Origin of the sequence: Pantoea sp. PNA 03-3, from assembly GCF_003201175.1 — a bacterium.
Taxonomy (GTDB): Bacteria; Pseudomonadota; Gammaproteobacteria; order Enterobacterales; family Enterobacteriaceae; genus Pantoea; species Pantoea stewartii.
Window position 1 is genome coordinate 46,034 of record NZ_QICO01000006.1, and the last position, 21,554, is coordinate 67,587.

Genomic DNA, 21,554 nt, shown 5'->3' on the forward strand with positions numbered 1-21,554 from the left:
GCTTTTACTCTAAGGCGGTTGCTATGTGCGAATTGCTCGGGATGAGCGCTAACGTCCCCACCGATATTTGTTTTAGTTTCACCGGACTGGTGCAGCGCGGCGGCGGAACAGGGCCGCATAAAGACGGCTGGGGCATTACGTTTTATGAAGATAAAGGGTGCCGCACCTTTAAAGATCCCTTGCCGAGTTTTAATTCCCCCATTGCGCGCCTGGTGCAGGAATATCCCATCAAATCCCATTCCGTCGTGGCGCACATTCGCCAGGCGAATCGCGGCCCGGTTTCGCTGGAAAATACGCACCCGTTTACCCGGGAGTTATGGGGACGCAACTGGACCTATGCCCACAACGGACAACTGAAAGGTTACCGGCAACTGGAAACCGGCACGTTTCGGCCAGTGGGCGAAACCGACAGCGAAAAGGCCTTTTGCTGGATTCTGCATAAGCTGGCCACGCGCTATCCGCGCACGCCGGGAAACTGGCCTGCGGTTTTCCGCTACATCGGCGAGCTGGCGAGCGAGCTGCGGCAAAAGGGCGTGTTCAACATGTTGCTGTCGGACGGGCGCTATCTGATGGCCTTCTGCTCGACCAATCTGTTCTGGATCACCCGCCGTGCCCCTTTTGGCCGGGCACAGTTGCTCGATCAGGATGTGGAAATTGATTTCCAGAAACATACCGGGGCGAACGACGTGGTCACGGTCATTGCCACACAGCCGCTGACGGGGAATGAAACCTGGCACCGGATCGTGCCAGGCGAGTGGGCCTTATTTTACCTTGGAGAGCGCCAGGAACGACTGTGATGCCGCTTCGGGTTGGGTGATGACCGGGCTGCTGTTCATCACATATCTGCCGCTGGCGACATTGACTGTCGGCGGTTGATGATACTTCGCAAAGTAGACATAACCCGGCTGAAGCTGCTTCCAGAAATCCGCGTAGGTCGAATAACGATGGCGCTGCATGTTGCTGTCCGTCATGCGGAACGGATAAATTGCAATGTTCACTTCCTGCTGACCATTACGCAATGCCGCGTTCACATACGTGAAAATCTGATCCATATAGGCATTGGTCATGGCGTAGCAGCCAATCGACTTACAGTCGCCGTGAATCATCAGGTAGTTGCCGCTGTAGCCCTGGTCACGGTCGTATTGATTCGGAAAGCCAATATTAATCGCGCGATAGAAACGGCTGTCCGGTTTAAGCTGATTCAGTTTTACGCTGTAGAAACCTTCCGGGCTTTTAAAATCGCCTTCACGGCGTTTTGGACCCAGACCGCCCGAAAAATTGCAGATGCGGTAAGTATCCAGCAAGCGGTATTCGTTACCAATCTTGCCGTACAGCTCAAGTGTCCGCTCTTCCTTAAAGATCTGAATATAAACCGGCGTGCCGATTAGCTGTTTCTTTAACTCTTTACTCACAGGGGCCAGTTGCTGAACCGGCTCGGGAGTCATTGCCATGCTGAGGGCTGGCAGTAAAAGCATCGCAAACAGAAGTGCGATTTTGCCCATGCTGTGTATACCTTGAAGTGAAGAAGAACAATGGCGCGTTATGTGCGCCTCTGTTTGCATTATCGGAACTTTCCGCTACCGCAGCGCAACATTAAACATTGTCTGTTTTTTTAGCAATACAGCACCGCGCAAAATGTCCATTTCTTTGGCGGAATGACGCCAAAAATTTGTAAACTTTGTTTGTTATTGCAAGAAATATTGCACAAGCCTTTCCGAACTGTATACTTATCCAGTACTGGAGGGGCGATGCGTAAGATCATTCATGTTGATATGGACTGCTTTTTTGCGGCGGTGGAAATGCGTGACGATCCCTCATTACGCGATATTCCCATGGCCATCGGCGGCAGCCGCGATCGACGTGGCGTTATCAGTACCGCTAATTATCCGGCCCGCAAATATGGCGTACGCAGCGCGATGCCGACCGGTATGGCCTTAAAGCTTTGTCCGCATCTGCGTCTACTGCCCGGACGGTATGACGTCTATAAAGAAGCCTCCAGTCAGATCCGTGCCATCTTTTCGCGTTATACCTCGCTCATTGAGCCACTCTCACTGGACGAAGCCTATCTGGATGTTACCGACAGCCAGCACTGTCAGGGATCGGCCACGCTTATCGCGCAGGACATCCGCGCCACCATTTTTCGCGAAACGCAGCTCACTGCCTCTGCGGGCATCGCGCCCATAAAATTCCTTGCCAAGATCGCCTCCGATTTAAACAAGCCTGATGGCCAGTATGTGATTACACCGGCCCAGATGTCCGATTTCTTGCTGGCCTTACCGCTGGCAAAAATTCCCGGTGTAGGAAAAGTTTCAGCAAAAAAGCTCGAAGAGCTGGGTCTGCACACCTGCGCGGATGTGCAAAAAGCCGATTTGGCGCTGCTGCTTAAGCGTTTTGGCAAGTTCGGCAGAGTGTTATGGGAGCGCAGTCACGGCATTGATGAACGGGGCGTGGTGGTTGAACGCGAACGAAAATCGCTGGGTGTGGAGCGGACGCTGGCTGACGATATCGACAGTTGGGAGCGCTGTCTGGAAATTATTGATTACCTCTATGCCGAGCTTGATCGTCGCCTGACGCAGATTCGACCTGATAAGCACATTGCGCGCCAGGGCGTGAAGCTGAAGTTTAGTGATTTTCAGCAGACCACTCAGGAACATGTCTGGCCCGTGCTCAATAAAGAGGACATGATTGCCGTGGCCCGTAAGACCTGGGACGAGCGCCGCGCCGGACGTGGCGTCCGGCTGGTGGGGCTGCATGTGACGCTGGTGGATCCGCAGCTGGAGAGACAGTTGCTGCTGGGATTATAGAGGGGGCGCTTTCGCGTTGAGTGGGGGGATTACGGTTGTGCTCCGGCTCCATGAAACCTCTGCCTGTGGGATCGTGTTACTGATGTGGTGTTGTCTGAGGATTTGTCTGTTTGCCCAAGGGGCGGGGGTGATTACGGTCGTACACCGGGAGTTTTCCGCCCGCCAGGCGACAGGGAGTTTCAGCCTGTCCGTGCAGGCGGCCGGGTTAAGGGGCTCGCGTCAGCCCCTTAACAATCCCGGCGGCCGCTCTTTCTTTAGCGCGCCGGATGCCGCCAGGAAACCCCTGCCTGTGTGATCGTGTTACTGATGTGGTTTGGTGTTATCTGAGGATTTTTCTTTTTGCCCGCGGGGCGGGGGAGATTACGGTCGTGCACCGGGAGTTTTCCGCCCGCCAGGCGATGGCAGTTTCAGCCAGTCCGTGCAGGCGGCCGGGTTAAGGGGCTCGCGCCAGCCCCTTAACAATCCCGGCGGCCATCAGCCGTCGCTGTGCCTTCGTCACTCACTGTGGCCTGACGGACCGTCCGGATGCGCCGTCCCTGGCGCAGCCGTCCTCTGCGCGGCATCCCTGCCGCTCCGTCCTGGCCTCCGTTCCCTCCTCAGCGCGCCGGATGCCGGCAGAAAAACCCCCGCCTGTCAGTCCTGGTTTCTTTTAAAAGCGGGTGTTGTCTGTAGTGAATGTGTACAGTGGGATTCAAAAAAAGTTTTTATAAACAGGCATTGACTCAAAATCAGCAGACTGTAGGACTTTCCGGTTACCTACAGCGACACCGGAAGTGGCTTTAACACAGAGATAGTGAAGCGGGAGTTTGGGGCGGCCTTCCCACCCGCTGAGCGGATGAGGGATTTCCGGATGAGCCGACAGGACGTCGGCGAGAGCCGGGCCGCGCCACGGATGGCGCGTCCTGGCGGTCCGCAGAAATCCTGAAGGAGTGAAGGCACCGCGAAGCGGCGGGCGGGCAGGACGGGAGCCCGGGGTCAAGGGGCCGCGGCGGCTGGCGGCCCCTTGTCGGTCGCCCGCACCGGGCAGGCTGAAACTCCAGGCCGCCTGGCGAGCGAAACCCTCTCAGCGCTTCATAAGCTGTCAGCGACTCAAACCTTCTCAACGCCTGCTCGCGCAAGCATCACTGCAACTCATTATCTGTATCCAAAGCAATAAAAACGGCTGAACAGACGCAAATCTCAAAGCGGGGGAGTTGGGCAGGACGGGAGCCCTTGTTAGTCGCCCGCACAGGGCAGACTGAAACTCCCGGCCGCCTGGCGAGCGAAACCCTCTCAGCGTTTCATAAGCCGTCAGCGACTCAAACCCTCTCAGCGCTTCACAAGCCGTCAGCGACGCAAACCAGCCACCTCGCGCAGCGAATTAACCGTCCCGCGTAAGCGCCACCAACACCCCATTACTTCTTATATTTTGCTTCCAGCGTCGCAAACCACGGCTGGACAAAATCGTTATTGCTGCCCCAGCCCGGAATGATCTTGTTAAGCGACGCGACATTCACAGCGCCAGGATGGCTGTCGAGCGCCTGTTGTGAAATCGACGACGCTTTAAATTCATACGTCGCAGGCGTGGTTTCCCCGGCGATCTTGTTCGCCACCAGGCGCATATTCACGGCACCGATAGTTTTCGGATCGACCGCGACGGTCTGCACCCACGGGCTGCCTTTCTGGCGCATAAGCTGCAAATCCTGATTGGAAACATCAATGCTGTACAGCTTGATCTCGGTACGGCCATTTTCCTGCAACGCTTTATACGCGCCCTGGCTGAAGGCATCCCATGCGCCCCAGATGGCGTCAATCTTGCCTTTCGGGTATTTCGCCAGAATCGCGCCCACTTTGTTGGCCGTGTCGCCCTGGACATCCGTTGATACGGCACCAATGGACTCCAGTTGATGAATGCCTGGGTTTTCTTTTAATAATTTTTCATACACCACCTGACGACGTTCCATCGGCGGGAAACCGGCGACCCATAACTTCACGATGTTCGCTTTGCCGTTGAAGTCTTTGATCAACTGCCCCAGGGAGAGCTGCGCCAGCGAGGCGTCATCCTGGGCGGTCACCGTCACGCCGGGAATCGGGTTGTCTACCGGTGTGTCAAATACCGACACTTTAATGCCCGCGTCAGCGATGCGTTTTACCAGTGCGCTGGCATAGGGCGCTTTGCCGTGTGACAGAACAATACCGTCGTATTTTTGGCTGATCGCCTGATTAACAAAATCCTGAAAACGCGCGTCATCACCGTTGCTGAGGAAGGTGCTGACTTTGAAGCCCAACTGGCGACCCTGCTGAATCGCGCCTGCCACAAACTGGGTCGTGTTGTCGTCGGAACCGAGGTTACGGATGACGGCAATACGAATCGGCCCTTCATGATTGGCGATGGCGGCAGGGACAGGTGTTATGGTGTCGGCAAACGCGGCACTGGCGTTTAACAGGCTCAGGGCCAGCAGCGAGAGTGTTATCTTTTTCATTATTCTTAACTCCAGTAGAAGAACGCGTCTTAACGACGCTGTACATAAGTGATGGCCAGCGCTAAGGCCAGCACTAATCCTTTGATAATGTCCATGGCGTAATAGGGCACGGATAACATTACCAGGCCGTTTTGCAGAACCCCTAAAATGACGGCCCCGACCAGCGTACCCAGCGCATTTGGCTTACCGGAGCCGGCCAGTGAAAAGCCGATCCAGGCGGCAGCCACGGCGTCCATCAGATAACCGCTACCGGCGTTAACCTGGGACGATCCAATGCGTGAGGCCAGCAGAATACCGCCCAGTCCGGCCAGTAGTGAGGCAATCACATAGGCCAGAACGCGATAACGCGTGGTGCGAATACCGGAAAGCCGGGCGGCTTCGGGGTTTCCGCCCAGCGCATACATGCGGCGGCCATGTTTGGTCAGCGACAGCGCCAGCTGCGCCACCACGGTCACCACCAGCATGATAATCACGATCGTGGGTACCTGACCCAACAGGTTAAAGGCAGCAGGAATGGTGCCTTCCGCCATATCGCCGCTGGGCAGCACCATGTTTTCCGTAATCGAGCCGCCAAAGCTGTAGGTCATGGCGACGCCCTGAATCACAAACAGGGTGGCCAGCGTGGCCAGCATGTCGGGAATGCGCAGCACGACGATCAGAAAGGCGTTAAACAGTCCCACAAGCGTGCACAGCGCCAGAGTGATGGCGATCGCCGCCGTGGTATCGAAGCCGTACCAGACAAACAGCGAAATGACCAGGGCGTTTGCCAGTGACGCGGTAGAGCCCACCGAAAGGTCGAAGCCGCCAACGGTGAGGGATACAGAAACGCCCACGGCAATCACGGTTACGATGGCGATAGACCGCAAAATATTGACGATATTGTTCGGTTCCAGAAAGCTGTCGGAAGCCAGGCCAAAGGCAGCGATCAATATCACCACCGTCAGCAACATGCCCCACTTATAGAGGAAATCGAACAGCTGATGGCGCAGCGATGGCGATGCGGAATTCAGGGCTAACTCTTTACTGCTCACGCAGGGGTTCCTCCGGTGGAATAGAGCAAAAGTGTCTCCTCCGTGGCGCGTTGTCCGTCTAATTCCGCCACAATACGTCCGTCCCAGAGCACACAAATACGGTCGCATAAGCCGACCAGTTCAGAAAATTCGCCAGAGGCGTAAATAATCCCTTTGCCTTCATGGGCAAGGTTGCTGATTAGCGTGAACAGTTCCGTTTTGGCTTTTACGTCCACGCCTTTGGTCGGTTCGTCGAAAATAAGGACATCGGCGTTATTGCGTAACCATTTGCCAATCGCCACCTTTTGTTGATTGCCGCCGGAAAGCCGACGTAACGGTTGGGCGGGGCCAGTCGTACGCACGTTAAGACGACGGATCACCGCTTCCGCCCAGCGCCAGGCCTGACGATGGCCGAACAGGCTCCAGCGGGAAAAACTGTCGTCTGCGCTGATACTGAGGTTCATCGCCACCGATTCATCAATGAAAATGCCCTCTTTGCGGCGCTCTTCCGGCACCAGTGCCATGCGCTGACTCACGGAATCGTGTGGCGATCGCGGTTTCCAGCGTTTACCGTGCAGTTCACCGCGGGCAACCCGGCTTTTACTGGCACCAAATAACGCTTTGCAGAGTTCGGTTTTGCCAGCCCCGGCCAGTCCGGCAATGCCCAGAATCTCGCCCTTGTGTAAACGCAGTGAGATATCCTGAAGCAGGTGTTCATCATGTAATCCTTCCACCGCCATGAGTACGGATGAGGACTGCAATGGCCGGCGCGGAGGATAGATATCGGTCAGCGGATGACCCAGCATTTTTTCAACGATTTGCTCACCGCTCAGGGAAGCCATTGGGCTGCTTTCCACCAGGCGGCCATCGCGCAGTACCGTCAGGCGATCGCAGATGGCTTTCAGTTCGTTAATACGGTGAGAGATAAATATCACGCCAATACCGCTGGTCTGCAGGCGACGAACTACGGCGAACAGGCGCTCGCTTTCGTGTTGGTCGAGTGGGGCTGTGGGTTCATCGAGAATCAGAAAGCGGCAGTGGTGCGACAGGGCTCTGGCCAGCAGGATTTGCTGCTTTTCCGCCAGCGAACAACGTTCGACCGGGCGTCTGACATCAATCGTGGCATCCAGCTGCGCCAGCAGGTCTCGCGCCTGACGACGCATATCGCCCCAGCGAAAGCCATGGCCCGGTTCGGCCAACTGATCCAGCAGAATGTTCTCGGCCACGCTTAACTGGGGCACCAGCGCAACATCCACTTCCTGCTGCACCAGGTGAATGCCGAGCTTTTTGGCGTCACGCGGGCTGCGAATCGACACGGGCTGGCCGTCCAGCAGAATCTCACCGTGATAGTGGCTGTGGGCACCGGAGAGTACCGCCATCAGGGTGGATTTACCCGCGCCATTGGCCCCGGTCAGGGCATGAACCGAGTGACCTTCCGTCAGAAAATCCACTGAGGTTAACGCGGCAAATCCGCCGAAATCGATAGAGATGTTACGCATCTCAAGGCGATTGACTGCACGCATCACGGAGCTCTCCATTAAAGTCACTGATCGCATTTTTTCCCGAAGCTACCGGTGCGGCAACTAACGAAAGCGCATAAGTTAGCACAGAAATTTATTAGCCATCCAGACATCTGGACATAATGGCGGCTAAAGCTGACTAAGCGCAGCAAGTTGGTGATTTAACGGTAAGAAGTCGCCTTAACCCAGCGGATTATGCTGCGCGCCTGGGCGTCAGTCTTTTTTAAACGGATGCGCTTTTATCTCAGGATCGGAAAATGCGACGTGGTTTTGTCGCAGACTTCACCACGTGAAGAACGCATCGCATCCGTCGCGGTTACTTCACGGCATAGATTTCGGCGAGGTCGGCCAGATCCCAGTTACCGCCTGTTAACAGTACGCAGACTTTCTCAGCGGGCTTCAGGCTGACCGATCCCGCCAGCAACGCGCCAAGGCCGATGGAGGCCGCGGGCTCGGCAATCAATTTTGCCTCACTGGCCAGCACCCGCATGCCCTGAGCAATATGCTCGTCGTCAACCAGCACAATCTCATCTACGTACTTTTCAATAATCGGGTAGGGATTGCGGCCCGGCACGCTGAGTCTTAAGCCATCCGCAATAGTATTGAGCAGCGGCAGTGACGTTGGCTGTTTGTTGATCCGACTTTGGTAATATTTCGGGGTCAGAGCGGGTTCCGCGCCAATCACTCTGATGGCAGGGCGGGTTTCTTTGATTGCGGTGGCCACACCGGAGAGAAGTCCGCCACCGCCCAGCGGCACAATCACGGTATCCACATCTGGCAAATCATGCAGGATTTCGCAGCCGATCGTTCCCTGGCCCGCCATGACCATCGGATCTTCAAAGCCATGCACCACCGCATAATTGTTGAGCTCGGCAATTTCATACACCTTCTTCCAGCGGGACGCATTGTCGCCATCGAAGAGAATCACCTCTGCGCCCAGGGCGCGCGTATTGTCGATTTTGATTTGCGGCGTTGTGACCGGCAGCACCAGAATGACCTTTACGCCCAGCATTCTGCCTGCATAAGACAGGCCCTGGGCATGATTGCCTGATGAACTGGAAATCATGCCGTTGGCAAACGCCTCAACGGGCAGAGAAAGGACCTTATTCAGTGCGCCCCGTATTTTAAACGCGCCGGTAATCTGCAACGTCTCCGGCTTGAGGTAAAGCTCACAGCCGACCCGTTTTTCAATTTTTTCAGCGCGGAGTAACGGCGTATGGCGAATATGGGCAGCGATGCGCTGCTGCGCGTCATGAATGTCCTGCAGGGTGGGGTACGAACGCGTCATATACATTACCTTCGTCTGAACGAAACGTTATTCAAAAAATGCAAATCCGGTTCCGTAGCCTTTTTCAAGGGCCTTGCGGTAAATGCGCCCGGCTGTCGTGTTGTCCTGAATGGCAAGCCCGGTGGAGTCAAAGAAGGTAATTTCCCGATCGTTTTCCCGGCCCGGTTTCGTCCCGGACAAAACTTCCCCGATTTCGGCATGAATCGCGTTTTCACTGATGATATTTCTGTCCAGCGCATGCCAGGTTTCTCCTTTCTGCGTGCACTGGGGCAGGGAATCCACGATCACTTTTGCCCGACTAAAAATCTGCGGGTCAAACTCCTGTTTACCGCGCTGATCGGTGCCAATGGCGATGATATGCGTGCCGGGCGGAATCCAGTCGGCCTCAATCAGCGGTCCTTTGCCCCGGGTGGTGGTGATAAGAATATCGGCTTGCCCGACCGCCGCCTGACAGCTGTCCGCGATAATGACCGGAATACCTGTGGTGCTTTCAATGTCCGCTTTGAAAGCCTGACGGGTGGCTGGCGTTCGGCTCCAGGCATGGATTTCCTCAATATCCATTACCCGGGCGATCGTCTGGATTTGCATTCTCGCCTGATTGCCAGTGCCAATCGCGGCGATTTTTTTGGCATTTTTACGTGCCAGTGCTCTGACGGAAACAGCGCCCGACGCACCGGTTCGCAGACCGGTAATCAGGCTACCGTCCATCACACAGCACAGGGCGCCGCTTTGGGCATCAAACAGGATGATCGTGCCCATACCGCCCGGCAGACCAGGACGGGACGGGTTTTCTGAAAAACCGCCGGAGGAGGCTTTCATCGAAATCAGTTCGTTGGTGCGGTAATAGCAGGTTTTAAAATCAATCTCGCCACGGGGGGCGGGCAGGTGCAGGCCGATATAGTCAGGCTGTTCCACCAGGCCGCCGTTAAAGGCCCTGTAGGCTTCGTCGACGGCTTCAATGACATCATCAATGCTGATGAGCTGTCGGACATCTTCTTTGGTGAGTAATAAGGTCTTCATGCGTCCTCGGGTCGTGTCAGACGAACGATTCCCGACTATCGCAATGGTGTTAAAACGCGGTCGGGAAAAGAGGGATTCCCGACATTATTACACTGGTGTTGCAACAGAAAATGCCAATCTGCACCCCGGAGAAACGCTTTAAACTGTTTTAGCGACGGGTGACGAAAGCTAATGCTCGGGTAAGTGTGACGGCGGAAAGGCGAGCGAGGCGCAAAAAAAGGGCTTATGCAGAACATAAGCCCTTAATCTTATGGTGTACGGATTTTATTTCTCCGGCACCACATTCAGCAGTGTAGTCAGCAGCTTCCAGTACAGGCCAACGCTTTCGATATGGACCTGCTCATCGGGGGAGTGCGGACCTGTGATGGTTGGGCCGATCGAAACCATATCCATGTTGGGATAGGGCTTTTTAAACAAGCCACATTCCAGACCCGCGTGGATCACCTGAATATTGGGTGTTTTGCCAAACAGGGCGACATAGGTTTCACGCGTCAGGGCCATGATGGGCGAGTCGGCATCGGGCTGCCAGCCAGGATAGCCGCCTTTTGGTTTGGTCTGCGCGCCCGCCAGCTGGCCGAGTGAGGTCAGCATCTGCACCACATAATCACGTCCCGTGTCGATCAGCGAACGAATCAGACAGTTAATTTCCGCTTTGTCGGCATCCATCGTCACAACGCCCACATTAAGTGAGGTTTCCACAACGCCTTTGGCGACATCAGAGTTGCGGATCACGCCGTTCGGGGTGCTGTTTAACAAATTCAGGAAGCGATCGCGGCTTTCACGGCTCAGCGCCTCGCCCTGATGGGCAACCGGCTCGCTGACGAAAGCAATATTCTTCTCTTTCACGCCGTGCTCATTTTGTACCGCAGCCAGGAAGCTGGCGGCGGCCGATTTGAGGTTATCCACTTTGCTGCTGTCGACAGAAACGGTTGCAAAGGCTTCGCGAGGAATCGCGTTGCGCAGTGTACCGCCGGTGAACGCAATCAGGCGAAGATCCAGCTCTGCCGCATGCGCGGTCAGGAAACGGGCCAGCAACTTATTGGCATTCCCCAGGCCCATATGAATATCCGCACCTGAGTGACCGCCACGCAGTCCTTTCAGGGTGAACTTCAGGGTTTCAAAACCGGCAGGAACCGCTTCGCGCGTCAGGGGCAGGGTTGTGATGAAATCGATGCCGCCTGCGCAACCCATGTAGATCTCACCTTCTTCTTCCGAATCGGTGTTGATCAAAATGTCAGCCTGCAGCCAGCCTGGCTGTAAACCAAAAGCACCGTCCATACCGGTTTCTTCGGTCATGGTGAGCAGGACTTCCAGCGGGCCATGGGTCAGGCTGTTGTCCGCCAGTACCGCAAGGGCCGAGGCCATACCAATCCCGTTGTCGGCGCCCAGCGTCGTCCCGCGCGCTTTCACCCATTCGCCATCGACATACGGCTGAATAGGATCTTTGGTGAAGTCGTGAACGGTATCGTTATTTTTCTGCGGCACCATATCAAGGTGTGCCTGCAGGGCCACGGGCGTGCGTTTTTCCATACCGGCGGTCGCAGGTTTACGAATCAGGATATTGCCGACCTGATCGCGCTCACACCAGAAGCCTTGTTCTTTGGCCCAGTTAACAATGTAGTTAGCCAGCGCTTCTTCATGAAAAGAGGGATGAGGAATCGAGCAGATTTTGGCGAAAAAATCCCACAGCGGCTGTGGAGAGAGTTGAGACAATTCAGACACGACAAGTCTCCTGTGTCAGTGCGCCGGCTTTGCCGGACAGTGCGAAGTTCCAGTGAAAGATCGCCGTCAGTGAACTGACGAGATAGGGCGAGAATATCACTGTTTTTCGTTCTGTGTGTCATTCACCGCGCTAAAAAACCGCAACCAGCCGCCAGGTGCTGGTTTTTAGCGCGTCATGTCCTTATAATCTCGCGCAACCTTTTCCCCGTTGCACATTTTTTAAGCCACACTGACTGGCTGGGATTCCTATTTATGAGCGAAAAATACGTCGTTACCTGGGACATGCTGCAGATTCATGCCCGTAAACTGGCTCAACGCCTGCTGCCTGTTGAACAGTGGAAAGGCATTATTGCAGTGAGTCGCGGCGGTCTGGTACCGGCTTCGCTGCTGGCACGTGAACTGGGTATTCGCTATGTCGATACCGTGTGTATTTCCAGCTATGACCACGATCATCAGCGTGAAATGAAAGTCCTGAAACGCGCCGAAGGCGATGGTGAAGGCTTTATCGTGATTGACGACCTGGTGGATACCGGCGGTACCGCACAAGCCATCCGTGAGATGTATCCGAAAGCGCGCTTCTGCACCATCTTTGCAAAGCCTGCCGGACGTGCGCTGGTTGACGACTATATCGTTGATATTCCGCAGAACACCTGGATCGAACAGCCATGGGACATGGGCGTGGTTTATATTCCACCGATTGTCAAAGGCTGATTGACGCAACACAAACAACGCCCGGTTTTCCGGGCGTTGTGCTTTCTGCGCCTCGCGACTTGCCGTGCAGTACAGTAAACTTAACTGCTGCTGTCTGTGTTGTTAGAGAGGTGATATGTCTGGCAAAAACCTGAGCGTTGAGCTGTTTAAACCTCGCTTTAAACATCCCGAAACGTCGTCGCTGGTACGCCTGCGTCGGCATGCCACGCATGAAGTGCATTCTGCCCTGGATGGCGACAGCCGGCGCGGCTGGTATCGGATGCTTAATAAGCTGATGTGGACATGGCGGGGCGTGCCCGCGCAGGAGATCAGCGAGGTACTGGCGCGTATTGCAATCAGCGATGTTGAGCACACCAACCCTGCGCTACTGGATACGGTAATAGGTTATCGCAACGGTAACTGGAACTACGAGTGGAGCAGACAGGCAGGTCGCTGGCAACAACGTGCACTGGACGCGAAAGAGGACGCCCACGACCAGGCCGGGCATGACTGGCTGCACGCGTCTCATCTCTACAGTGTGGCCGCGTACCCCTATATTAAAGGCGATGAACTGGCGGATCAGGCGCAGGCCCTGGCCAGCCGCGCTTATGAAGAAGCGACCCGCCGCTTACCCGGGGAACTCAAAACGCTGACCTTCCACATTGAAGGAGGCAGCCCCGTCAGCGGTTTTTTGCATATGCCGCCTGGCGTGGAAGCCCCTTATCCCACCGTGATGTTTTGCGGTGCGCTGGACTCGCTGCAAACTGACCACTATCGTCTCTTCCACGATTATCTTGCGCCGCGCGGCATCGCTATGCTGACGCTGGATATGCCGTCCGTCGGGAACGCCATCAAGTGGAAGCTCAGCCAGGATACCAGCTTTCTGCATCAGCAGGTGCTGCGCGATCTGGCTTCTGTTCCGTGGATCGATCACACGCGCGTAGCGGCGCTGGGTTTTCGCTTCGGTGCCAATGTCGCCGTTCGTCTGGCCTATCTGGAAGCGCCGCGTCTGCGAGCCGTAGCCTGTCTCGGGCCCATCGTACACAGCCTGCTGACACAAAATACCTTGCAGAACAAAGTACCGGATATGTATATGGACATGCTGGCCAGTCGGCTTGGCATGGCAGGCAGTACAGACAGCGCTTTGCGGGCGGAACTGCTCAGCTACTCGCTGAAAAATCAGGGGCTACTGGGACGTCGAACTGCCACGCCCATGCTGTCCGCATACTGGTCCAACGATCTCTTCAGCCCTGAGGAGGAAAGCAAACTGATTGCCAGCTCTTCACCACAAGGTAAAGCGTTGTTAATTCCGGTAAAACCGGTAGCGGCCAGTTTCGATAGCGCCCTGAATGAAATCTGCGACTGGCTGGCACAACGTTTAAAAAGATAGCTGGCAAAATTGACAGTGTTTGCTACAACTACTAGCTGGAATCATTCGGATCGTTGCAAGACAATGCAGCATGGCTGCTGCGGTTCGAGATATAAAGCCTGTCCTAATGGAGAATTAGCATGACGTTACCGAGTGGTCATCCCCGCAGTCGCCTGCTTAAACGCTTCACGGAACTGGGACCTTACATACGCGATGGAAAATGTAGTGAAAATCGCTTCTTCTTCGACTGCCTGGCTGCCTGCGTAAATGTTAAACCTGCGCCTGAGCTGCGAGAGTTCTGGGGCTGGTGGATGGAGCTGGAAGCGCAAGCCGATCACGTTACCTATGTGTATCATATTGGCCTGTTTGATAAAGAGGGCGACTGGTCTGTCGCCACGATCAAGGGCAAAGATAATTCAGCCCGCGTGGAAGAAACGCTGCGTAATTTCCATGGCCGTTTAAAAGAGACGTTGAAAGAGTTTGAACTGGATCTGGTGCCCGCCAGTGACTTCGATGAAAAACCGATAAAACTCAGCGCCTGAAACTGAAGCCCCTGCGGGGGCTTTGTTGTCAGGATCGATCCCGCTCAGATTGCCCTACAGGAAAGGGCGAGTGATCATCACTCGCCCTTTTAACAGACACATTCACATTGAGGGTAAAGCACTAAACCTCTCCATCACGCGGGCCGTCATTCCTTCGACAGCCTCTCTCGTCAGGCGAAGCTCAGATTCATCAGAACTGGTAGGTCAGGCCGACAGCAACGATGTCATCGTTGTTAAGCGCCAGCTTGTTGTCTTTATCCAGTTGGTTAATTTTGTAATCCACAAACGTCGACATGTTTTTGTTGAAGTAGTAGGTGGCGCCCACGTCGATATATTTAACCAGGTCTTCGTTGCCGATACCGTTTTCGATATCTTTGCCCTTGGTCTGCACGTAGCCAATAGAAGGACGCAGGCCGAAGTCAAACTGATACTGTGCAACCAGCTCCAGGTTTTCTGCTTTGTTGGCTGAGCCCGAAACGGAGCCGCCAGCGACACGGTTTGTTCCACTGACAGGCGTCATGTTGCGGGTTTCGGTATAAATCGCGGCCAGATAAATACTGTTGGCATCATATTTCAGGCCCGTGCCCCATGATGTCGCTTTATCGCCATGACCATAGGCACCCGCCTGTTGTGAATTGGTACGGTCAGAAGAAGTGATTGCACCCAGTACGCTCACACCAGAGTCAGCAATCGCATAACCCAGTGAGGCACCATAGCCATCACCATTCTGGCGTGTAATATCGGTACGGCTGTTTGCGGAAGTCGAGTCATTTTTACCCTGATACTGCAGGGCAAACTTCAGACCATCGACCAGACCAAAAAAGTTGGTGTTACGGTAAGTGGCGACGCCAGAAGCGCGCTGCGCCATAAAGTTATCCGTACGGGCTGTACCGTCACCACCAAATTCCGGGAAGACGTCAGTCAGCGATTCAACGTCATACAGTACGCCGTAGTTACGGCCATAGTCGAATGAACCGTACTGAGAGAATTTCAGACCGGCAAAGCCCAGACGGGTTTTGTTGCCTGTATTAGCATCGCTGCCTTCAGAGTTGTTAGCATTGTACTGATATTCCCACTGGCCATAACCGGTCATCATATCGTTAATCTGCGTCTGGCCTTTGAAACCGATACGCACATATGATTTGTCGCCATTTTGACCAGCATTATCGCTCATGTAATGCTCGGCTTTTACCTTACCGTAGAAATCCAGCTTGTTACCGTCTTTGTTATAAACTTCAGCGGCCTGAGCGGCAGAGGTCAGCGCCAGAGCAGAGACAACGATTGCCAGTGTACTTTTCTTCATTTGCTATCAATCCCAATGAGTAAAATGCTTATATCCTCACTATTTTCTTGCTGCAGGCAGGGCTGCCTTATTCTCCGGTCGCTCAGTGAACGCACCAGGGGGCATTCATTTGCCGCCTTGTTACATCAAGAAAACTTTTGAGGCATTAGTGAAAATATTTGTAAAACACCGACTTTTTACCGATGAATGATGAAGTTTTTATGACAACTTTTATGTTTTGTTGTTAAAGGGGAACTTTTGGTCTACTCCGCACTCTGCAAAATTTGCAGCTTTTCCCTTACTGGCTGTTGGCTTCCCTCACCGCACCTGTTAAAAAGTCGGTTCACAGAAATTTTTTACGGCAGGACAACATGAGTGGCAGTCAGACCCTTGTGGTCAAATTGGGTACCAGCGTGCTTACCGGCGGTTCGCGTCGGTTAAACCGGGCACATATGGTGGAATTAGTGCGTCAGTGCGCGCAGCAGCACGCCGCCGGCCATCGTATTGTGATTGTGACCTCCGGCGCGATGGCGGCCGGTCGTGAACATCTGGGTTACCCCGAACTGCCGCCTACCATCGCCTCAAAGCAGCTGTTAGCTGCGGTGGGGCAAAGTCGTCTGATCCAGTTGTGGGAACAGCTGTTTTCTATTTACGGTATTCATATCGGGCAGATGTTACTGACCCGTGCTGATATGGAAGATCGCGAACGCTTCCTCAATGCCCGCGATACCTTACGGGCCTTGCTGGACAACCACATTGTGCCGGTCATCAATGAAAATGACGCCGTTGCCACGGCGGAAATTAAAGTGGGCGATAATGACAACCTCTCTGCGCTGGCGGCAATGCTGGGCGGGGCAGACAAACTGTTGTTACTGACCGATCAGCAGGGATTGTTTACCGCCGATCCGCGCAGTAATCCGGATGCCCAGTTAATCAGCGATGTGCATATCATTGACGACGCACTGCGCGCACTGGCGGGCGGAAGCGTATCCGGGTTGGGCACGGGCGGCATGTCGACGAAGCTGCAGGCTGCCGATGTCGCCTGCCGGGCCGGTATTGATGTCATTATTGCGGCCGGAAGTCGTCATGGCGTGATCAACGATGTGATTGAGGGCAAGCCCGTCGGTACACTGTTTCATGCTCAGCAGACGCCGCTGGAAAACCGTAAACGCTGGATTTTCGGTGCGCCGCCCGCCGGAGAGATCACCGTGGATGACGGTGCGCTTGCTGCGATTATCGCGCGCGGCAGTTCACTGCTGCCAAAAGGGATCCGCGAGATTCAGGGGAATTTTTCCCGTGGTGAAGTGATCCGTATCCGCAGTTTGCAGGGGCGCGATATTGCGCACGGCGTCTCGCGCTATAACAGTGATGCGATGCGCATGATTGCGGGTCACCATAGTCAACAGATAAGCGAGATTCTGGGCTACGAATATGGGCCGGTTGCCGTGCATCGCGACGACATGATCGTCAGTTAAGGAGTACACATGCTTGAAGAAATGGGAAAGGCGGCGCGCGCCGCGGCCTGGAAACTGGCGGATCTGTCTGCGGCAGAAAAAAATCAGGTTTTGCTGACTATCGCCGATCGGCTTGAGGCAGAAAGCGAGGGGATCCTGGCGGCAAACGAGCAGGATCTGGCTGAGGCGCGGCAGAACGGCATGAGCGCCGCATTGCTCGATCGCCTGACGTTGACGCCCGCGCGCCTCAGTGCGATTGCCCACGATGTTCGCCAGGTCTGTCGGCTCGCCGATCCGGTAGGGCAGGTGATCGATGGTGGTCTACTGGACAGCGGCTTGCGCATTGAGCGCCGCCGGGTGCCGTTAGGGGTGATCGGCGTCATTTATGAAGCGCGTCCGAACGTCACGGTGGATGTGGCGAGCCTGTGCCTGAAAACCGGCAATGCGGCCATCCTGCGTGGAGGGAAAGAGACATGGCGGACGAACGCGGCTACCGTCCGGGTAATACAAAACGCTTTGCAGCAGCACGGCTTGCCATCAGCTGCCATTCAGGCGATTGAGAATCCGGATCGGGAACTGGTCAACCAACTGCTAAAACTGGACCGCTATGTGGATATGTTGATTCCGCGAGGGGGCGCCGGACTGCACAAACTCTGCCGCGAACATTCCACTATTCCGGTGATTACTGGCGGCATTGGCGTTTGCCATATGTATATCGACGACACGATGGATATCGACGCCGCGCTGGATATCATCGTGAATGCCAAGAAGCAGCGTCCGAGTGCCTGTAACTCCCTCGAAACGCTGCTGATCGACGCGGCCATGGCGGCGCGCTTTCTGCCCGCTTTTATGGCCCGCATGGCAGAGGAGAACATTCCGCTGCATGCTGATGCCAGTATCCTGAGTGAACTGCAGCAGGGACCGGCCAGCGTTACCGCCATCCAACAGGGCGATTACGACGATGAATGGCTGTCGCTTGATCTCAACGTTAAACGGGTTGCCGATATGGATGAAGCTATCGCGCATATTCGCGAGCACGGCACGCAGCACTCAGACGCTATCCTGACACGCAGCACACAAAATGCCGCGCGCTTTGTTAAGCAGGTTGACTCGTCTGCTGTTTACGTCAACGCCAGCACGCGCTTTACCGACGGGGCACAGTTTGGTCTGGGCGCGGAAGTCGCGGTCAGTACGCAAAAACTGCATGCCCGTGGTCCAATGGGCCTGGAGGCGCTGACGACCTATAAATGGATTGGCTGGGGAGACGACAGCCTGCGTGCATAACCGCATTTTAGTGAATAAAACGGGAGCCTGTGCAGGCTCCCGTTTTTTTTAGATGGCTTTTTTCGCACCACTCAATGGTAGAGTTTTTCGCCCGTTGGCCGCTTTTTAGTCAGTAAGAGGGAGGTTGTTCATCAGAAACGATGAAGGTAGGGCGCAATTTTTTACACAAGATTACTGAAAGGTGAGGTCAGACGCGGCTTAGCGCCTGATTTTATGCTTCGCTTGGCATAATAACGGTTAACAATAATCAAAAATGCCTGGCAATGCCGTTAGGTAGTCAACGGGCGGTAATATAAAATGAACTGGTAGCAATAACGAAAATAACATTCAGCACCTCTTTCATGGTTGATTATTAACTGATGGTTAAAAAAGAGAGTATCAAACAAGCGTTCACTGCCAGGCTGATCGCCGCGTGTGAAAGTGCGGGCATCACCGGTCATGGCCGAAATAAGCAGGTCGCCTGTGCGCTGCAACAGCAGGGTTGTAAGATTTCCGCACCCGGCGTGTGGAAATGGTTTAACGCGCAGTCCGTACCCGATAATGGCAATCTTCTGGCGCTCAGCCAGTTACTGGGTGTCAGAGTAGAATGGCTGCAATATGGTATGGAGCAGACCCAGGAACCGTATTTACTGCAGGATATGCCGTGCCAAAAAAGCACGTTCCGCGTTAACAGTTTTGACCTGGGGCAAACGTCAGCAATGGGGGTTCCCGTCGGGGATGACTTCGTTGAAACGATTAAGGCTATCGAATACGGGCAGGAGGAAGCCCGCATCTTGTTCAGCGGCCGCCCGGCCGATCATATTCGGTTAATCGCAATGAACAGCGATGCCATGTCAGATACATTTGCCCCACGGGATCAGCTGTTTGTGGACATTAGCGTGCAGACATTCGACGGAGATGGCATCTACATCTTTACGCTGGACGACAGACTTTACCTCAAACGCCTGCAACTGCAGCATAAAAGAATTGCTGTTATCTCAGATAATAAACGTTACGAGACCTGGTATCTGGACCGGAATGATGCGGGCAGTTTAACCGTTCTGGCAAAGGTGATCATGAGCCAGGCCAGGCAGTATCATATTCTGGGTTAGGCAATTCAGTCAGACTGATGATCCTTAAGTGAAAAAAATAATCGGTCTAAATTCAAAAAGTTAACTTATGGTAAAAAATAAATTAACCAGTGGTGTTTGATAAAGCATAAGAACCTGTTAATAATTTGAGCAGGGACGAAAAAAGTTGTTACCTCCAGGATGAAACGCTCTTAAACAATTGAGGCGCTGCACAAGCGCGAATCAACCCCCCAACGCTAATGAGCTTTGGGATGGGGTGGATGCGTACCGTGCAGTGTCATCAGATGCCGCCCGAACCCTTTGCTTACCCTTCCACCTGACTGATTATTCAGCCGGGAGGAGTGCCTGTGAACAGCATTCCGCGACGTTCAGGCGTGTTCAACGGAGCGAAAATGCTTGCCTGCCACCCTATCGCCAAAGACTCATTCACAGGAGGAGTTATGGCGATAATCCAGTATGGCAAAAGCGTTTTTACAGGCAATGCACGAACTCGCCGTCATCAGCGGCGTCAACCTCTTAACCGTCTCAAACACAGTATTGACGAAGCACTTAACTGTCCACCCGAAACCCGCACGCTTCGCCGCGCAGAGCAAATCTGTCAGCGGCAAGTGATATCGGCTGTTGATCGCGCGATTGCCGCACCGCGCCTGAGAAGCCAGGAGATATCAGGATTTGATAATTGCTGCCTGCCCCATGTTCATCTCTATGCGGTCCGTTGAACGAATTTTTCGTCACTGATTTTACGCCTGTCGCAGACATCTCCATCCTTTCTGACCTTTTGTAAATGCTTCAATGCTGCTGCATGTTCACCCGACATCGCCGCTGCGTTTATCCCTGCACTAATCAGTTTGTTTTATGTTTTGTCAGTCCGGTCGGTTATGTCTGCATCGTCTATGAGGAGTTTTTATGAGCCAGATTATTGCAATTCTGAATTTTGAAGAGGGTTACGCAGAAATGCCGTATCTCGATACGCTGGGGTTTCCTACCGTTGCAGGCGGCATCCGTATTGGCCCGAAAGGCGCATCGCTAAGTAACTATGTCATGCGGGTTCCCCGGCGGGTCGGGGATGTCTGGAAGCAATGCATTCTGGAAAACAAGATCACAGATATGCAAAGCCGTGCGCCCATTAAGCTGGCGCTGGAGAAATGTAATGAGGCGCGTACCGATGTTCTGATGAGTATGGCCTATCAGCTTGGCGTAGATGGCATTTTGCAGTTTAAAAACATGCTCAACGCGATTGCCCAGGAAAACTTTGTTGAGGCCGGTGAGGCCATGCTCAACAGCCTGTGGGCGCGGCAGACACCGGGCCGTGTCCGGCGTCATGCCGAAGTGATGCGCAGCGGAAACTATGACGTCTACCGGGGGTTACTATGAGATGGTTACTTTTCATTATCGCGGTGTTAAGCGTCATTATCATTTTGCTGTTAATGCAGCGCTTCACCACGCTTCAGTTTGTTTCTCACGCCAAATTGTTGTTTAAAACCTGGTCTGTATGGCTTGCCTCGCTGGGATCGATGCTCAGTGCCTGGGTTCAGTCGTTTCCGTCTTCTGCGCTCAATGCCTGGCAAACACTGCCGGAGGACGTAAAAAGCATTCTTCCCCACAACTATCTGGGTCTTATCGGTGCCTTCATGGTGGCGATGGGCGTGATTGCGCAGTTTGTTCGCCAGAAAACCCTGCTTAATGAAAAACGGCAAAGTAAGGAGATGGAGTCATGACGTTTTTTTCTCTGTTAACCAACGGCGGCTGGCACTGGTTGGCTGCGCTGGGTGCGCTGATGGCGGCTTTGGGAGCCAGTTACTTCGGTGGCAAAAAAATTGGCAAGGTGCAACAGCAGGCGCAGTCAGAAGCCGAGGGGGCCAGGCAAGAGGCAGACCGCCTGACGAAGATTACTCATCAACAGCAACACAATAGTGAGGAGGCGAAGCGTGTGGCGACTGATAACCTCAATCTTGATGATGCTGCTGCTCGCGACAAGTTGCAGCAGTCCAAATATAACCAGCCCTGAACCCATCATCTCTAACGATTCAGCCTGCA

The 21,554-nt window shown here is 54.3% G+C and carries 20 protein-coding genes; 12 read left to right on the forward strand and 8 right to left on the reverse strand.

Annotated elements, in window-relative coordinates:
* The first annotated feature begins 23 nt into the window (after window positions 1-23).
* Entirely contained in the window at window positions 24-797 is a 774-nt protein-coding gene (locus C7433_RS16440) for a class II glutamine amidotransferase (protein WP_006118044.1), read from the forward strand.
* Here C7433_RS16440 and dpaA read toward each other — a convergent pair.
* On the reverse strand, window positions 762-1,502 hold the full coding sequence (gene dpaA, locus C7433_RS16445; protein WP_033738547.1) for a peptidoglycan meso-diaminopimelic acid protein amidase: 741 nt from the start codon (window positions 1,500-1,502) through the stop codon (window positions 762-764). The genes C7433_RS16440 and dpaA overlap by 36 nt on opposite strands.
* Window positions 1,503-1,748: 246 nt before the next feature.
* On the opposite strand from dpaA, the gene dinB reads away from it, so the two are divergent.
* Window positions 1,749-2,804 (forward strand): DNA polymerase IV, encoded by a 1,056-nt coding sequence (gene dinB, locus C7433_RS16450; protein ID WP_006118046.1) that lies wholly within the window; start codon window positions 1,749-1,751, stop codon window positions 2,802-2,804.
* A 1,394-nt stretch (window positions 2,805-4,198) separates the two neighbouring features.
* Here the strand turns inward: dinB and C7433_RS16460 are convergent.
* From C7433_RS16460 to pepD, 6 genes are all read right to left on the reverse strand, one after another.
* On the reverse strand, window positions 4,199-5,266 hold the full coding sequence (locus C7433_RS16460) for a sugar ABC transporter substrate-binding protein (RefSeq protein ID WP_039338561.1): 1,068 nt from the start codon (window positions 5,264-5,266) through the stop codon (window positions 4,199-4,201).
* Window positions 5,267-5,295: 29 nt separating this feature from the next.
* The gene (locus C7433_RS16465; protein ID WP_054634454.1) at window positions 5,296-6,297 is read right to left on the reverse strand and encodes an ABC transporter permease; all 1,002 of its coding nucleotides are present in this window, start codon (window positions 6,295-6,297) and stop codon (window positions 5,296-5,298) included.
* Window positions 6,294-7,799 (reverse strand): sugar ABC transporter ATP-binding protein, encoded by a 1,506-nt coding sequence (locus tag C7433_RS16470; protein ID WP_110268570.1) that lies wholly within the window; start codon window positions 7,797-7,799, stop codon window positions 6,294-6,296. The genes C7433_RS16465 and C7433_RS16470 overlap by 4 nt, the downstream gene beginning before the upstream one ends.
* Before the next feature lie 313 nt (window positions 7,800-8,112).
* The gene (locus C7433_RS16475; protein WP_110268571.1) at window positions 8,113-9,084 is read right to left on the reverse strand and encodes a threonine/serine dehydratase; all 972 of its coding nucleotides are present in this window, start codon (window positions 9,082-9,084) and stop codon (window positions 8,113-8,115) included.
* 27 nt (window positions 9,085-9,111) lie between these two features.
* Window positions 9,112-10,104 (reverse strand): ornithine cyclodeaminase family protein, encoded by a 993-nt coding sequence (locus C7433_RS16480; protein ID WP_110268572.1) that lies wholly within the window; start codon window positions 10,102-10,104, stop codon window positions 9,112-9,114.
* A gap of 264 nt (window positions 10,105-10,368) precedes the next feature.
* Window positions 10,369-11,826: a beta-Ala-His dipeptidase gene (gene pepD, locus C7433_RS16485; RefSeq protein WP_033738557.1), complete on the reverse strand. Its 1,458-nt coding sequence runs from the start codon at window positions 11,824-11,826 to the stop codon at window positions 10,369-10,371.
* A gap of 252 nt (window positions 11,827-12,078) precedes the next feature.
* Here pepD and gpt point away from each other — a divergent pair, with 252 nt between their 5' ends.
* The 3 genes from gpt (at window position 12,079) to crl (ending at window position 14,427) form a co-directional block, all read left to right on the forward strand.
* Window positions 12,079-12,537, forward strand: a complete 459-nt coding sequence (gene gpt, locus C7433_RS16490; RefSeq protein WP_006118053.1) for a xanthine phosphoribosyltransferase — start codon at window positions 12,079-12,081, stop codon at window positions 12,535-12,537.
* A gap of 115 nt (window positions 12,538-12,652) precedes the next feature.
* Window positions 12,653-13,906, forward strand: a complete 1,254-nt coding sequence (gene frsA / locus C7433_RS16495; RefSeq protein ID WP_110268573.1) for an esterase FrsA — start codon at window positions 12,653-12,655, stop codon at window positions 13,904-13,906.
* 119 nt (window positions 13,907-14,025) lie between these two features.
* Window positions 14,026-14,427, forward strand: coding sequence for a sigma factor-binding protein Crl (gene crl / locus C7433_RS16500; protein ID WP_006118055.1), 402 nt, complete (start codon window positions 14,026-14,028; stop codon window positions 14,425-14,427).
* 190 nt (window positions 14,428-14,617) lie between these two features.
* Here crl and ompC read toward each other — a convergent pair whose 3' ends face one another.
* Window positions 14,618-15,730: a porin OmpC gene (gene ompC, locus C7433_RS16505; protein ID WP_110268574.1), complete on the reverse strand. Its 1,113-nt coding sequence runs from the start codon at window positions 15,728-15,730 to the stop codon at window positions 14,618-14,620.
* A 350-nt stretch (window positions 15,731-16,080) separates the two neighbouring features.
* On the opposite strand from ompC, the gene proB reads away from it, so the two are divergent.
* The 7 genes from proB to C7433_RS16540 all read left to right on the forward strand — a co-directional run bounded on the left by proB (window position 16,081) and on the right by C7433_RS16540 (window position 21,525).
* A complete protein-coding gene (proB, locus tag C7433_RS16510) occupies window positions 16,081-17,184 on the forward strand; it encodes a glutamate 5-kinase (RefSeq protein WP_058702747.1) in 1,104 nt (367 codons plus the stop codon).
* Window positions 17,185-17,193: 9 nt separating this feature from the next.
* Window positions 17,194-18,447 carry a glutamate-5-semialdehyde dehydrogenase gene (proA, locus tag C7433_RS16515; protein ID WP_006118058.1) on the forward strand — a complete coding sequence of 418 codons (1,254 nt, stop codon included), beginning with the start codon at window positions 17,194-17,196 and terminating at the stop codon, window positions 18,445-18,447.
* A 359-nt stretch (window positions 18,448-18,806) separates the two neighbouring features.
* A complete protein-coding gene (locus C7433_RS16520; protein WP_110268575.1) occupies window positions 18,807-19,538 on the forward strand; it encodes an XRE family transcriptional regulator in 732 nt (243 codons plus the stop codon).
* Between the two features lie 419 nt (window positions 19,539-19,957).
* Window positions 19,958-20,236, forward strand: coding sequence for a hypothetical protein (locus tag C7433_RS16525; protein WP_072193621.1), 279 nt, complete (start codon window positions 19,958-19,960; stop codon window positions 20,234-20,236).
* 187 nt (window positions 20,237-20,423) lie between these two features.
* On the forward strand, window positions 20,424-20,891 hold the full coding sequence (locus tag C7433_RS16530) for a glycoside hydrolase family protein (protein WP_033738569.1): 468 nt from the start codon (window positions 20,424-20,426) through the stop codon (window positions 20,889-20,891).
* The gene (locus tag C7433_RS16535; protein ID WP_006118062.1) at window positions 20,888-21,235 is read left to right on the forward strand and encodes a hypothetical protein; all 348 of its coding nucleotides are present in this window, start codon (window positions 20,888-20,890) and stop codon (window positions 21,233-21,235) included. Before C7433_RS16530 ends, C7433_RS16535 begins: the two co-directional genes overlap by 4 nt.
* On the forward strand, window positions 21,232-21,525 hold the full coding sequence (locus C7433_RS16540; RefSeq protein WP_033738571.1) for a hypothetical protein: 294 nt from the start codon (window positions 21,232-21,234) through the stop codon (window positions 21,523-21,525). The genes C7433_RS16535 and C7433_RS16540 overlap by 4 nt, the downstream gene beginning before the upstream one ends.
* The last annotated feature ends 29 nt before the right edge of the window (window positions 21,526-21,554 follow it).

Bases quoted from the DNA above. Each gene is read 5' to 3' on its own strand.
- proB (WP_058702747.1), top strand. From the start codon at position 16,081: ATGAGTGGCAGTCAGACCCTTGTGGTCAAATTGGGTACCAGCGTGCTT.
- C7433_RS16475 (WP_110268571.1), bottom strand. From the start codon at position 9,084: ATGACGCGTTCGTACCCCACCCTGCAGGACATTCATGACGCGCAGCAG.
- C7433_RS16535 (WP_006118062.1), top strand. From the start codon at position 20,888: ATGAGATGGTTACTTTTCATTATCGCGGTGTTAAGCGTCATTATCATT.
- gpt (WP_006118053.1), top strand. From the start codon at position 12,079: ATGAGCGAAAAATACGTCGTTACCTGGGACATGCTGCAGATTCATGCC.
- C7433_RS16460 (WP_039338561.1), bottom strand. From the start codon at position 5,266: ATGAAAAAGATAACACTCTCGCTGCTGGCCCTGAGCCTGTTAAACGCC.
- C7433_RS16440 (WP_006118044.1), top strand. From the start codon at position 24: ATGTGCGAATTGCTCGGGATGAGCGCTAACGTCCCCACCGATATTTGT.
- frsA (WP_110268573.1), top strand. From the start codon at position 12,653: ATGTCTGGCAAAAACCTGAGCGTTGAGCTGTTTAAACCTCGCTTTAAA.
- C7433_RS16480 (WP_110268572.1), bottom strand. From the start codon at position 10,104: ATGAAGACCTTATTACTCACCAAAGAAGATGTCCGACAGCTCATCAGC.
- C7433_RS16530 (WP_033738569.1), top strand. From the start codon at position 20,424: ATGAGCCAGATTATTGCAATTCTGAATTTTGAAGAGGGTTACGCAGAA.
- dpaA (WP_033738547.1), bottom strand. From the start codon at position 1,502: ATGGGCAAAATCGCACTTCTGTTTGCGATGCTTTTACTGCCAGCCCTC.
- dinB (WP_006118046.1), top strand. From the start codon at position 1,749: ATGCGTAAGATCATTCATGTTGATATGGACTGCTTTTTTGCGGCGGTG.
- C7433_RS16520 (WP_110268575.1), top strand. From the start codon at position 18,807: ATGGTTAAAAAAGAGAGTATCAAACAAGCGTTCACTGCCAGGCTGATC.
- ompC (WP_110268574.1), bottom strand. From the start codon at position 15,730: ATGAAGAAAAGTACACTGGCAATCGTTGTCTCTGCTCTGGCGCTGACC.
- C7433_RS16470 (WP_110268570.1), bottom strand. From the start codon at position 7,799: ATGCGTGCAGTCAATCGCCTTGAGATGCGTAACATCTCTATCGATTTC.
- C7433_RS16525 (WP_072193621.1), top strand. From the start codon at position 19,958: ATGGCGATAATCCAGTATGGCAAAAGCGTTTTTACAGGCAATGCACGA.
- crl (WP_006118055.1), top strand. From the start codon at position 14,026: ATGACGTTACCGAGTGGTCATCCCCGCAGTCGCCTGCTTAAACGCTTC.
- proA (WP_006118058.1), top strand. From the start codon at position 17,194: ATGCTTGAAGAAATGGGAAAGGCGGCGCGCGCCGCGGCCTGGAAACTG.
- C7433_RS16540 (WP_033738571.1), top strand. From the start codon at position 21,232: ATGACGTTTTTTTCTCTGTTAACCAACGGCGGCTGGCACTGGTTGGCT.